This window comes from Nocardioides nitrophenolicus (assembly GCF_016907515.1).
GTDB classification, from domain to species: Bacteria; Actinomycetota; Actinomycetes; order Propionibacteriales; family Nocardioidaceae; genus Nocardioides; species Nocardioides nitrophenolicus.
On record NZ_JAFBBY010000001.1, the window covers coordinates 5,322,460 to 5,335,865 of the forward strand.

General features: G+C 73.5%; 7 protein-coding genes. 4 read left to right on the top strand and 3 right to left on the bottom strand.

The features are described 5' to 3' along the window. The first annotated feature begins 42 nt into the window (after nucleotides 1–42). The 4 genes from JOD66_RS25495 to JOD66_RS25510 all read left to right on the top strand — a co-directional run bounded on the left by JOD66_RS25495 (nucleotide 43) and on the right by JOD66_RS25510 (nucleotide 7,056). Nucleotides 43–2,412 carry a bifunctional metallophosphatase/5'-nucleotidase gene (locus JOD66_RS25495; RefSeq protein WP_204839578.1) on the top strand — a complete coding sequence of 790 codons (2,370 nt, stop codon included), beginning with the start codon at nucleotides 43–45 and terminating at the stop codon, nucleotides 2,410–2,412. A gap of 58 nt (nucleotides 2,413–2,470) precedes the next feature. Then, nucleotides 2,471–2,986: a CinA family protein gene (locus JOD66_RS25500; RefSeq protein WP_204839579.1), complete on the top strand. Its 516-nt coding sequence runs from the start codon at nucleotides 2,471–2,473 to the stop codon at nucleotides 2,984–2,986. Between the two features lie 55 nt (nucleotides 2,987–3,041). Next, a complete protein-coding gene (locus tag JOD66_RS25505; RefSeq protein WP_204839580.1) occupies nucleotides 3,042–3,350 on the top strand; it encodes a helix-turn-helix domain-containing protein in 309 nt (102 codons plus the stop codon). Nucleotides 3,351–3,486: 136 nt separating this feature from the next. After that, entirely contained in the window at nucleotides 3,487–7,056 is a 3,570-nt protein-coding gene (locus JOD66_RS25510; RefSeq protein WP_204839581.1) for a carboxypeptidase regulatory-like domain-containing protein, read from the top strand. 48 nt (nucleotides 7,057–7,104) lie between these two features. Here JOD66_RS25510 and htpX read toward each other — a convergent pair whose 3' ends face one another. Genes htpX through JOD66_RS25525 form a run of 3 tightly spaced genes read right to left on the bottom strand, consistent with a single transcriptional unit; the run spans nucleotide 7,105 to nucleotide 13,368 of the window. Continuing rightward, nucleotides 7,105–7,977, bottom strand: coding sequence for a zinc metalloprotease HtpX (gene htpX, locus JOD66_RS25515; protein WP_204839582.1), 873 nt, complete (start codon nucleotides 7,975–7,977; stop codon nucleotides 7,105–7,107). Nucleotides 7,978–8,033: 56 nt separating this feature from the next. Beyond that, complete coding sequence (locus JOD66_RS25520; protein WP_204839583.1) at nucleotides 8,034–8,831, bottom strand: DNA-formamidopyrimidine glycosylase family protein; 798 nt, start codon at nucleotides 8,829–8,831, stop codon at nucleotides 8,034–8,036. Next, entirely contained in the window at nucleotides 8,824–13,368 is a 4,545-nt protein-coding gene (locus JOD66_RS25525) for an ATP-dependent helicase (protein WP_204839584.1), read from the bottom strand. Before JOD66_RS25525 ends, JOD66_RS25520 begins: the two co-directional genes overlap by 8 nt. Nucleotides 13,369–13,406: the final 38 nt, after the last annotated feature.

A 13,406-nucleotide genomic window follows, 5' to 3' on the forward strand; every position in this document is an offset into this window, starting at 1 on the left:
TTCACATCTCACGTACCGACAAACCCTCGGGAGGGACACTTCATGCGATCAGCACGACGAGTAGTCGCCGGCGCGCTCGGCGTCGGCCTGGCCGTCTCGGGCCTGAGCGCCCTCGCTGCGCCAGCAGCGCAGGCCGCCGACCCCGTCCAGATCCAGATCATCGGGACCAACGACTTCCACGGGCGGATCATCAACGAGCCCACGTCCGCGGCGGCCGGGGCGGCGATCATGTCGGCCGCGGTCAAGGGGCTGCGGGCGGACAACCCGAACACGGTCTTCGCCGCCGCCGGCGACCTCATCGGCGCCTCGACCTTCGAGTCGTTCGTGTCCAACGACAAGCCGACCATCGATGCGCTCAACGAGGCCGGGCTCGAGGTCTCCGCGGTCGGCAACCACGAGCTCGACCAGGGGTACGACGACCTGATGAACCGGGTGATGGCGGCCTATGACCCGTCCACCAACCCGGAGGGTGGCGCGGAGTGGGAGTACATCGCGGCCAACCTCAAGGTGCGCGCAACCGGTGACCCCGCCGTCCCGGCCTCCTGGATCAAGGAGATGGCCGGTGTCAAGGTCGGCTTCGTCGGCGCCGTCACCGAGGCGCTGCCGACCCTGGTCTCGCCGACCGGGATCGCCAGCATCGAGGTGAAGAGCATCGTCGAATCGGTCAACGCCGAGGCGACCAAGCTGGTCGACGACGAGGGCGTCGACCTCGTCGTGATGCTGGTCCACGAGGGTGCGCCGTCGACCAACTGCGCGACGATGAACACGTCGGGACCGTGGGCCGACATCGTCAACAACATCTCGCCCGACGTCGACGCGATCATCTCCGGGCACACCCACCTCGCCTACAACTGCGAGTTCCCGGTTTCCGCGTGGGCCGACCGACCGGTGAAGAACCGGCCGGTGGTCTCGGCCGGTCAGTACGGCGAGAAGCTCAACAAGCTGGTCTTCACCGTCGACCCCGACACCGGCGACGTCCAGGCCAAGACCCAGGAGATCCTCAACCTCAAGACCTGCAACAACAGCACCTCCTGCACGACGTACACCCCGGACCCCGCGGTCACCCCGATCGTGCAGAACGCGATCGACGTGGCCACGCCGATCGGCAACCAGGTGCTCGGTCCGATCCAAGGACCGTTCAATCGGGCCAAGCTGCAGAACGGGACGACCGAGAACCGTGGTGGCGAGTCCACCCTCGGCAACCTGGTCGCGGAGGTGCAGCGTGCCGAGACGCCCGTCGAGCAGGGTGGCGCGGACATCGCGTTCATGAACCCCGGCGGTCTGCGCGCCGAGATGGAGGGAACGCTGAGTGGTGACACCCGCAACCTGACCTATCGTCAGGCCGCCAACGTCCAGCCGTTCGCCAACGGACTGGTCAACATGGACCTGACCGGCGCCCAGATCAAGAAGGTTCTCGAGCAGCAGTGGTCGCGGACCCCCGACGGCACGCAGATCCCGTCGGGCCTGACGCGCTACTTCCTGCGGCTCGGCGTCTCGAAGGGCTTCACCTACACCTACCGTGAGGTCCCGGCGCCCGCCGTTCCCGTCCAAGGTGGCGGCAACCCCGTCGACACCTGGGTCGGCACGGTCACGGGGATGTGGCTCAACGGCCAGCCGATCGACCTCGCGCGGACCTACTCCGTCACGGTCAACGCATTCCTGGCCGGCGGTGGAGACTCGTTCTGGGAGCTCGCCAACGGCAAGAACGCTGCTCAGTGGGGCGTCACCGACCTCCAGGCGATGACCCACTACATGTCCACCCACACCCAGACGGGCGGTGCTGCGCTGCCGGTCGACTACTCGCAGCGCGCCGTCGAGGTGCACAACGTCGCCGCGAGCTACCCGGCCGGGGGCCGCGTCAAGTTCGACGTCGAGTCGTGGAGCATGTCCAACGCCACCGACGTCAAGGACTCCGAGATCGAGGTCCGTCTCGGTGATCGTGTCCTCGGCAGGGCGACGCTCGACAACGCCGTGGGAACCGCTGCCATCGACAAGACCGGCCTCGCCAGCATCGACGTCGTGCTGCCGTCGTCGACGCCTGCGGGGACGCAGACCCTCACCCTGGTGGGCGCGCAGACCGGTACCCAGGCGCGTGTCCCAGTCGTGGTGACGAAGGGCACGGTCGCATTGGGCGCCAAGCTCAAGCCGGGAAAGAAGGCCAAGATCGGCAAGACCCGGGTTAAGGTCAAGGTGACCGTGCTGGGTGCGGACGGCAAGCCGGTGTCCGGGCAGGTCAAGGTCAAGGTCAAGGGCCAGAAGGCGCGCACCGTGAACGTCGTCGACGGCAAGGCGAAGATCAAGCTGAAGGCGTTCACCTCGCTCGGCACCAAGAAGGTCAAGATCGTCTTCCTCGGCAGCGACAGCCAGGCGAAGGCGAAGATCGTCAAGAAGATCACGGTCGTGCGGCGCTGACCCGACACGCCTGAGCGGACCGAGGGCCTCGGTCGGTGCCCCGTGACACGATGCGGTCATGGAGTCACCGGCCGAGGCCCTCGTCCATGCGCTGCGCGACGCCGGCGCCAGCGTCGCGACCGCCGAGTCGCTGACGGGAGGGCGGCTGGCGGCGCGGCTGACCGAGGTGCCGGGCTCCTCGGTGGTCTACGCCGGCGGTGTGGTCAGCTACCAGACCCACATCAAGGTCGAGGTGCTGGGCGTCCCGCAGGACGTCGTCGACACGCACGGCGTGGTGTCGGCCGAGTGCGCCTCCGCGATGGCCGACGGGGCGCGCCGGCTGCTCGGCACGGCGTACGCGCTGAGCACGACCGGGGTGGCCGGCCCCGAGCGGCAGGAGGACCAGCCGGTCGGCACGGTCTTCGTCGGCCTCGCCGGCCCCGCCGGGACCCGCGCGCTGGCCCTCGACCTGTCCGGGGACCGTGCCGAGATCCAGGAGCAGACCGTCCGGTCGGCGGTGGCCGCCCTCGCCGACGAGCTGGCCGCGGCGCGCTCAAGGGCTGGGCAGCCAGCGGAAGATTCGGGCCTCGGGTAGCGTTGGGCCCAAGACCCGCCCCATTCACCCCCCAACCGACGGAGAGGAGCTCGCGATGGTGCTCTTCCGCCGATCGCTCGGTGACATCCTGCGGAGCCGGCGTACCGAGCTCGGACTGACCCTCCGTGAGGTCTCCGGGGCGGCCCGGGTGAGCCTGGGCTACATCTCCGAGATCGAGCGCGGTCAGAAGGAGGCGTCCTCCGAGCTGCTGGCGTCGTTGTGCGACGCGCTCGAGATGCCGCTGTCCGACGTGCTGCGCGAGGTCGCCGACGCGGTGGCCCTCGAGGAGGCCGCGGCCCTGGTGGCCGCCGCGCCGACCCCGATCGCCCCGCGCCGGACCCCGGTCGTCGCCTCCGCCGCCTGACCGTCGCCCGTACGCCCTGCGAGGGGTGTGCGCCTGTCATCCATTCCGATGACTTACCGGTCCGTGCCGGCGCCGCTAGCGTCGCGTGCACCCCGGCTGCTCCCTGCCGGGTGCAGGGGACGTCGAGGGGTGCAGCATGGACCTGGTCAGGCCGTCGTGGCGATTTCGATCCGCGTTGGTGCTCGCGCTCATCGCGAGCCTCCTCATCGGGGGATGGGGCATCAGCGAGCCGGCCGCGGCGCGGGCGGCGGCCGACCCCTGCCAGGCCGCGCAGGCCGCCGCGACCTCGGCTGATCAGGGACTCGCCAAGGCGCTGCAGCGGCTGGTCAAGGCGAAGCGGGCCCTGAAGAAGGCGAAGAGGTCCGGCCGCGGTACGAAGGCGGCCCGAGCGAAGGTGAAGGCGGCCAAGCGCAAGGTCAGCCAGGCGCGGGCCGGTGTGGCGGCCGCCGGCGCCGCCGTGGTGGCACAGTGCGGCTCGGCGCCGGCCGGACCCACGCCCTCACCGACGACCGGAGGCATCACCGGCACCGTGATCGCGACCGGCGCCCTCGGCGAGACCGTCGTGACGCTGTCCCCGATCGACGCGGGGGCGCCGCAGACGGTCCAGGCCGCTCCCTCGGGCGGGTACGCCTTCACCGACGTCGTGCCCGGCAGCTACACGGTCTGCGCCTACCCGGCCGAGCAGCCGGCCGGCTGCCACACGGTGGCCGGCTCGGACGCGGCGGCGCCGGTCGAGCTGGTCGCCGGCCAGCAGCGCGCCGGCGTCGACATCACCATCGGCGCGCCGACCAGGCTCAGCGGCACGGTCGTCGGACCCTCCGAGGGCCTGGCCGTCAGCGCGACGGGCGAGGACGGCGAGGAGACGACCGCGGCGGTCACCGACGGCGAGTACCGGATCGACCTCGCCGAGCCGGGCAGCTACGTCGTGTGCCTGGTCGCGCCCACCGGCGTCTCCGCCGACGCCTCCGACTGCAGCGACCCGGTCGCCGTCGCGCGGGGCGAGCAGGTCGTCGTACCGGACCTCCTGACCCACCGTCGGGCGACGGTGAGCGGGTCGGTCACCGACTCGTCCGGGGAGCCGGTGCCGATGGTCGCGGTCGTCCTCACCGACCTGGGGGGACAGGGTCAGCTGTTCGACTCCACCGACGCCGACGGTCGGTTCTCCTTCGCGGGCGTGTCGCCCGGCTCCTACTCGATCTGCTACCGCCCCAGCGACCCGGCGATGCTCGCCGAGTGTCGGGGCAACACCCCCGACGGCGACGGCGGCGGAACGCCCCTCGACGTCGAGGACACCGACGTCACCGACGCGGACACGGTGCTCGAGCGCGCCGGCTCGCTGTCCGGCACGGTCAGGGCCGCCGGCGCCGGAGCGGCGGGCGGGGTGACCGTCACGGCCTTCCCGGTGGGCTTCGAGGCGTTGACGGCCTCGGCGATCACCGACGCCGGGGGAGGGTTCACGATCGAGGGTCTCGTGCCCGGGTCCTACCAGGTCTGCGCGGACGTCGACGACACCTCGTTCGCCGTGACCCATCGGCGTACCTGCTTCGGGACGGCGGTCGACGGCGACCCGGTGCAGGTCGCCGCCGAGGCGTCGACCGATGACGTCGACATCGACCTGCGGCGCGCCGCGAGCCTCTCCGGCCGGGTGCTCGCCGCCGGGAGCGGGCAGCCGGCAGCCGGCCTCACCGTCGAGGTCGCCGACCAGGACGGCCAGGTGACCTATGCCGGCTCCGACGCCGACGGTCGCTTCGTGGCGTCCGGGCTCGACGCCGGCACCTACACGGTGTGCTTCGTCTCGGACGGCGGCACCGCCAACGTCGCGGACGGCTGTGCCTCCGGCGACGGAGCCGGGTGGGCCGTCGGCGAGGGCGAGGCCGTCGACGTGGGCGACCTCGAGCTCGCGGCCGGTGCCACCGTGACCGGGACCGTGCGCGACGCCGGCGGCCGGCCGGTCGCGGACGCGGTCGTCACCGTCCTGCCCGCCGACGACGGGGCCGAGCAGGCCGAGACCACCTCGGCCGCGGACGGAGCCTTCTCGCTGGTCGGACTCACGCCGGGCTCGTACACCGTGTGCGTCGAGCCGGCCGCGCCGCTGCTCGCGGAGTGCTGGCAGGACACGGCGCCGACGGACCCGGGCGGCGTGACCACGCTCTCGCTCGCGGCGGGCGAGTCCGCCCAGCTGGACTTCGGCCTCGCCCAGGCGGCCTCGGCCGGTCGGACCAGGACCGCCTCGGCGGCGGCACCGACCGCGGCTCTGCAGTCCTCGGCGTCCTGCCTCTCCCACCGGCTGCCCCGCAACGACGACGGCTCCTCGGCACGGGTCTCGCTGCCGTTCCAGCTGAACTTCTACGGCCGCCGCTACGACGCGCTGTACGTGAACAACAACGGCAACGTCACGTTCGACGCAGCGATGTCGACGTACACGCCGTTCACCATCAACGCCGACACGCCGCCGATCATCGCGGCCTTCTTCGCCGACATCGACACGCGGCCGGCGACGTCGGGGACCACGACCTGGGGCGTGACGTCGTTCGAGGGCCGGCCCGCCTTCTGCGTCAACTGGAGCCGGGTCGGCTACTACTCCGAGCACGTCGACCGGCGCAACAGCATCCAGCTCCTCCTGGTCAACACCAACCCGGGCGGCGACTTCGACATCGTGTTCAACTACGGCTCGCTGACCTGGGACACCGGCGACGCCAGCTCGGGCGTGTCCGCCGGCGCGGGCTTCTCCAACGGCGACGGTCAGGCCGCGCACTTCCGCCAGCTGCCGGGCAGCCTGCAGAACGGTGCCTTCCTCGACGGTGCCGCGTCCGGCCTCGCCCGCACCAGCACCGGCAGCTCCGTGCCCGGCCGGCACGTCTTCCACATCACCTCGGGCCAGTCGAGCCTCGGTGGTCGGTGTACGCCGACGTACTTCGTCAGCGTTCGCGGATCCGGCCAGACCTCGCGCGGCGTCGACGACAAGAACGCCTCGTCGGTGACGAAGGCGGTGTGGACGGGCTTCAAGCAGAGATACGACGCCGCGGGCCTGGCCTCCGACAAGGTCACCTTCTACCAGCTTCCGTACCAGGCGCTGAGCGTCGACGTCCTGACCGAGGGTCTCGACCACGGGGCGTACGACGAGCGGCTGGACCGCTTCTTCGACGTCAACCTCCGCCGCTATGTCGCCAGCATCCAGGACGGCATCGACGCGCTGACCGGCTACGTGGTCTCGCTGCGCAGCCTGTGCGCGCGACAGGGGGTCACGCCCAAGGTGGTGATGGCGGGGTACTCGCAGGGCTCGCTGGTCGTGCACGACTTCCTGCTCGCGGCGAAGTCGGACCCCACCCTCGCGAGCCTGGTCGCCGGCGCCGGGCTGGTCGCCGACCCGGCCCGGGTGGTCAACCCGGGCGAGTTCATCAACTGGGGGAACTCACCGACGTCCGGCAAGGGGATCTGCCCTTACTCCAAGGACGTGCTGAGCGTCGACGTGTGCGCCTTCAACGACGCACGGGACGTGCCCGGGCGCTTCGCGAGCGTGACGCAGTCGCTGTGCGTGGCCGGCGACGCGGTCTGTGACACCACCAGCATTCCGGGGTTCGACGTGTGGCGGATCAAGGCGCGCGCCGCGGAGGGGGCCCGGATCCACAGCGCCCTGGCCGAGACCCACGCCGGAGGACTCGCCACCATGGGCAGGTCGCTGTTCCAGAGATCCGGGCTGGGCTGACGGTCGGGCCGACGGTCGGCCGACAGGAGGGCTTCGCGGGCGCGCCGCTCAGCGGCGCGCCATCGCCTCCAGCCGGGCGATCCGGTCCGCCATCGGCGGGTGGGTCGAGAACATCTTCTGCACGTCGCCGGCCCGGAACGGGTTCGCGATCATCATGTGGCTGGCGTTCTGCAGCTGTGGGGTGGGCGCCAGCGGAGCGCGGGCGGTGCCGGTCTCGAGCTTGCGCAGCGCCGAGGCCAGGGCCAGCGGATCGTCGGTGAGGCGGGCGCCGTCCTCGTCGGCGTCGTACTCGCGGGTGCGGCTGATCGCCATCTGGATCACCGCGGCCGCGAAGGGCGCCAGCAGGGCGGTGCCGATCATGACCAGCGGGTTGGGGCGCTCGTCGTTGTTGCCGCCGCCGAAGATCGAGGAGAAGGCCAGGAACTGGGCGACCGAGCTGATCACGCCGGCCACGGCGGCGGCGACCGAGCCGGTGAGGATGTCGCGGTTGTAGACGTGCATCAGCTCGTGGCCGAGGACGCCCCGCAGCTCGCGCTCGTCGAGCAGGCTCAAGATGCCCTCGGTGCAGCACACCGCGGCGTGCTCGGGGTTGCGGCCGGTCGCGAACGCGTTCGGCGCCTGGGTGGGGGAGACGTACAGGGCCGGCATCGGCTGGCCGGCTCGCTCGGACAGCTCACGCACGATCCGGTACATCGCGGGCTGCTGCGACTCCGAGACCGGATAGGCGTGCATCGCCTTGATGGCGAGCTTGTCGGAGTTCCAGTAGCCGTAGGCGGTGGTGCCGACGCCGATCAGCGCGAAGATCCAGATGAACGCCGAGCTGCCGGTCGCCGCTGCGATCAGGCCGCCCACCGCGAGCAGCAGCGCGAAGATGGCGCCGAACAGGCCGGCGGTCTTGAGGCCGTTGAAGTGGCGGTGCATGCCAGGTCAACGAACGGCGGTGGGTGTCGCGTTCCGCACGTCGGACGAGACCCGGGTCACGTCGCCGGCTGGCAGCGCGGGCACCAGTACGTCGTGCGCTCGCGTCCGGCCTCGCCCACCGGTCCGGCCTGGATCGTCGTGCGGCAGCGCAGGCACGGCTGCCGCTGGCGTCGGTAGACCCAGACCGGGTCGCGCCGGTCGCCCGTGGTCAGCGGCTGGCCGTGCTCGAGCCCGGAGCGCAGCATCAGCCGGGCGCGGCGCAGCAGCCGCAGCGGGTCGGCCACGCTCGCGACCGGGGCCTGGGGGTGGGCGCCCTGGACGAAGCAGACCTCGGACATCCAGATCGTGCCGAGGCCCGCGACGACCGTCTGGTCGAGCAGGGTGCTGCCGAGCACGCGCCCGGGCGCGGCGGTCAGCCGCGCCAGCGCGGTGGTCTCGTCGTCGGCGGTCCAGGCGCCGAGCAGGTCGGGGCCGAGGTGCCCCACCACGGACTCCTCCTCGGCGGTGGGCAGCAGCTCGACCAGGCCGAGCCGGAAGCCGATCGCCTCGGCCCGCTGCGCGCTCAGCACCACGCGGGCCTCGTGGGCCGGCCCCGGCCACCCGGCGCCGGGCGCGATCACCCGCCAGCTGCCCTCCATCTTCAGGTGGGTGTGGAGGGTGAGCCGGGCGCGGTCGGGCAGGGTGAGTCGGGTCAGCAGGTGCTTGCCGTGGGTGGTGGTGCGCTCGACCGTGGCGCCGGTCAGGTCGGTGGTGGCGAGCTGGGGGACGCGCAGGTCGGAGCCGGCGAGGACCTGGCCGGCGAGCGCCCGGTTCAGCCGGTCGCTGGTGCGCCGGACCGCGTCGCCCTCAGGCACGGATCCGCAGCCCGCGCGGGGTGGCGACGAAGCCGGCCGCCGCGAGGGCGTCGCGCAGCGGGCCACCACTGCCGAGCAGGGCGGTGCCGTCGGCCTTCTCGACGGTGAGCTGGCCGAGCGTGCCCCGGCGGACCGCCGTCGACAGCGCCTCGGCCGCGGGAGCGAGCAGGTCGGGCTCCTCGGTCCAGGTGAGGAGGGTGCGGCCGCCACGCTCGACGTAGAGGACCAGCGCGCCGTCGACCAGCACGACCAGGGCGCCGGCCTTGCGGCCCGGACGGTGACCCGGAGCGTCCGGGCCGCGCTCGGCGCTCGGCCAGGGGAGCGCGGCGCCGTAGGGGTTCGCCGGGTCGGTGGCGGCCAGCGCGACGGCGACCGGCTTGGCGCCGGCGTCAGGGGCGGCGCCCGGGCCGGTCGAGGAGAACGAGCGGAGCCGGTCGACCGCGCCGGCGGAGCCGAACTGGGCGGCGCCGAGGCCCTCGACGAAGTAGCCGCGCCGGCAGCGGCCGGCGTCCTCGAACGCGCTGAGCACCTTGTAGACCGCGGCGAAGCCGCCCGGCACCCGCTCGTTGACGACCGCGCCACGGGTCACCACGCCGTGGCGCTCGAGGAGCTGCTCGGCGGCGGCGTGGGCGCGACGGGTCGGGTCGGGGTCGATCGCCGGCAGCAGCGCCCAGCGACCGGCGGTCTCGGGAGGGCCGGTGCGCGCGACCCGGCCGGGACGGGCGGGGGCGCGGCGGGTGCGGTGGGCGGCGCGGCCGGAGCGGGTCAGGGCACGCAACGGGGTGAGCGTGTCGTTGGTGAGGTGGCCGCTCCACACCAGGGCCCACAGCGCGGCGCTGACCGCGTCGTCGAGCGGGGCGTCCTCGCCGGCGTCGAGGCAGGCCCGGGAGACCTGGTCGGCGACCTGCCGGAAGAACCAGGCGCCGCCCGGCGCCAGCACGTCGAGCACCCGTTGGTGGAGCGGGTCCTCGACCGGCCCCGGCTCGGGGAGGGTGAGCGGGGCCCGGTCGGCGAGGTGGAGCGAGACCCAGCCGTCGCTGCCCGGCAGTGCACCGTGGCCGGACCAGACGACCTCGCCGGTGGCGGTGAGCTCGTCGAGCAGGGCCGGCTCGTAGTCGCGCACCCGGGCCGGCAGGACCAACGACTCCAGCGCGCTCGCGGGCATCGGCGCCCCCGCGAGCTGCTCGATGGTGTGGAGCAGCCCGTCGACGCCGCGGGGTCCCTTGCCGGTGGTGATCTGGTGCCAGGCGGTCGAGAACCGGGCCAACGTGGTCGGCTCGACCGGCTCGATCTCGTGGCGCAGCCGGGCCAGCGAGCGCCGGCGCAGCCGGCGCAGCACCTCGACGTCGCACCACTCCTCGCCCGCCCCGACTGGCCGGAACTCGCCGGACAGCACCCGGCCCTGCGCCTCCAGCCGCTGGAGGGTGTGGCGGACGACGGCGACCCCGAGGCCGAGCCGGGTGGCGACCTGGTCGACGGTGAACGGCCCGTGGGTGCGGGCATAGCGTCCGACCAGGTCGGCCAGGGGATCCTCGACCGGCTCGGTGAAGGCGGCGGGGGTGCCGGGCGGGGCCGGGACGCCGAGGCCGTCGCGGAGCCGGGCGACGTCCTCGACCACGGCCCACGCGTCGCCGTAGGCCATCCGCACCTCGACCACCCGCCGGGCCGCGACCAGGTCGGCCAGCCACTCGGCCACCGGCGCCTCGTCGCGGGCGCGGGCGGCGACCTCGGCGGCGGTGAGCGGACCGAGCAGCCGGAGCAGGTCGACCAGGCCCTCGGGGTCGCGGGCCCGGCGCTCGGGGAGGGTGCGTTGCAGCTCGGCCTCGACCTCGGCCAGCACGTCGGGGTCGAGCAGCTCGCGCAGCTCGGCCCGGCCGAGCAGCTCGGCGAGCAGCCCCTGGTCGAGGGTGAGCGCGGCGGCCCGGCGCTCGGCGAGTGGCGAGTCGCCCTCGTAGACGAACTGGGCGACGTAGCCGAACATCAGCGTGCGGGAGTAGGGCGAGGGCTGGGTGGTCTCGACCTCGGTGACGGTGACCTCGCGCTGCTCGACCCGGCGCAGCAGGGTGGTCAGCCCGGGCAGGTCGTAGACGTCGTTGAGGACCTCGCGCACGGTCTCCAGGACGATCGGGAACGCGGGATAGCGGGCGGCGACCTCGAGCAGCGCGGCGGCGCGCTGGCGCTGCTGCCACAGCGGCGAGCGGCGGCCGGGGTCGCGACGCGGCAGCAGCAGCGCCCGCGCGGCGCACTCCCGGAAGCGCGCCGCGAAGAGGGCGGAGCCGCCGACCTCGCGGGTGACGAGGTCGGCGATCTCGTCGGGCTCGAACGCGATCAGGTCGGCGCCCGGCGGATCGGCGTCGGTGTCGGGGATCCGGATCACGATGCCGTCGTCGGAGGCCAGGGCCTGCCCGTCGATGCCGTAGCGCTCGCGCAGCCGGGCGTTGATCGCCAGCGCCCACGGGGCGTGGACGGCGGTGCCGTAGGGGGAGTGCACGGCGAGCCGCCAGTCGCCGAGCTCGTCGCGGAAGCGCTCGACCAGGACCGTGGTGTCGCTGGGCAGGACCCGGGTCGCCTCGACCTGCTCGCGGAGGTAGGCGACGAGGTTGGCGGCGGCGTTGTCGTCGAGCCCGACCTCGCGAGCGCGGGCCTCGGCGGTGGCGTCGGGTAGCGCGGCGAGCTCGCGGGTGAAGGCGCCGATCGCCTCGCCGAGCTCGGTCGGGCGGCCCGCCGTGTCGCCCTTCCAGAACGGGAGCCGACCGGGCACTCCCGGCGCCGGGGTCACGATCACCCGGTCGTGGGTGATGTCCTCGATCCGCCAGCTGGTCGCACCGAGCGCGAACACGTCGCCCACCCGGCTCTCGTAGACCATCTCCTCGTCGAGCTCGCCGACCCGGCGGTTGGTGCCCTCACCCGCGAGGAAGACGCCGTAGAGACCGCGGTCGGGGATCGTGCCGCCGCTGGTCACCGCGAGCCGCTGGGCGCCGGGGCGGCCGCTGACGACGCCGGTGACGCGGTCCCAGGTGATCCGCGGCCGCAGCTCGGCGAACTCGTCGGAGGGGTAGCGCCCGGCGAGCAGGTCGAGCACGGCGTCGTAGGCCGAGCGGGGCAGCTGGGCGTAGGGCGCGCTGCGCCGGACCAGCGCGAACAGCTCGTCGACGTCCCACTCGTCGGCGGCGGTCGCGGCGACGACCTGCTGGGCGAGTACGTCGAGCGGGTTGGCCGGCACCCGCAGCGCCTCGATGCCGCCGGTGCGCATCCGGGCGACCGCCACCGCGGCGGGCGCGAGATCGCCGCGGTGCTGGGGGAAGAAGACGCCGGCCGAGGTCTCGCCCACCTGGTGACCCGCGCGCCCGACCCGCTGCAGCGCGCTCGCGACGCTCGGCGGGGACGCGATCTGGAGGACGAGGTCGACCGCGCCCATGTCGATGCCGAGCTCGAGGCTGCTGGTGGCGACCACCGCCGGCAGCCGGCCGGACTTGAGGTCGTCCTCGACCAGCGCCCGCTGTTCCTTGGACACCGAGCCGTGGTGGGTGCGCGCGAGCACCGGCGGGGCCCCGGCCGCGGCACCCGACTGGGCCATGATCTGCGCCGGAGGCGTGATCCCCTCGGTGGTCAGCTCGGCCGTGATCTCGTTGAGGCGCGCGGTCAGCCGCTCGGCGGTGCGGCGGCCGTTGGTGAACACGATGGTGGAGTGGTGCTCGCCGATCAGCTCGGCGACCCGCTGCTCGACGTGGGGCCAGATGCTGGCCCGGGCGGGAGGAGCGGTCGGGTCGTCGTCGTCGATCACCTGGCCCAGCTCGGTCATGTCCTCGACCGGCACCTCCACGCGCAGGTCCCACTCCTTGTGGGTCGGCGGCGCCACGATCTCGACCGGCGCGGAGCCGCCCAGGAAGCGGGCCACCTCCTCGGTGGGCCGCACCGTCGCCGACAGCCCGACCCGCTGCGCCGGCCGGGGGAGCAGCGCGTCGAGCCGCTCCAGGCTGAGCGCCAGGTGGGCGCCGCGCTTGGTGCCGGCGACGGCGTGGACCTCGTCGAGGATCACCGTCTCGATCCCGCGCAGGGTCTCGCGGGCCTGGCTGGTGAGGATCAGGAAGAGCGACTCCGGCGTCGTGATCAGTACGTCGGGGGGCCGGGTCGCGAGGCGGCGGCGCTCGGCGGCCGGGGTGTCGCCGGAGCGGATGCCGACCGTGACCTCGGGCAGCGGCCGGCCGGGGTCGAGCCGCTCGGCGGTCTGGCGGATGCCGGTCAGCGGGGCCCGCAGGTTGCGCTCCACGTCGACGGCCAGCGCCTTGAGCGGGGAGACGTAGAGGACGCGGGTGCGGTGCAGTCGGTCGTCGGGCGCGGGCGTGGTGAGCAGCCGGTCGAGCCCGGCGAGGAAGGCGCTGAGCGTCTTGCCGGAGCCGGTGGGCGCGACGACGAGGGTGTGCTGGCCGCGCGCGATCGCGTCCCACGCGCCGGCCTGGGCGGCGGTGGGCTCGGCGAAGGCGGCGCGGAACCAGGCGCGCGTCGCCTCGCTGAAGCGGGCCAGGGGGTCGTCCATCCCGTCATCCTCGCGCACGGCACCGACACAACCGTCAC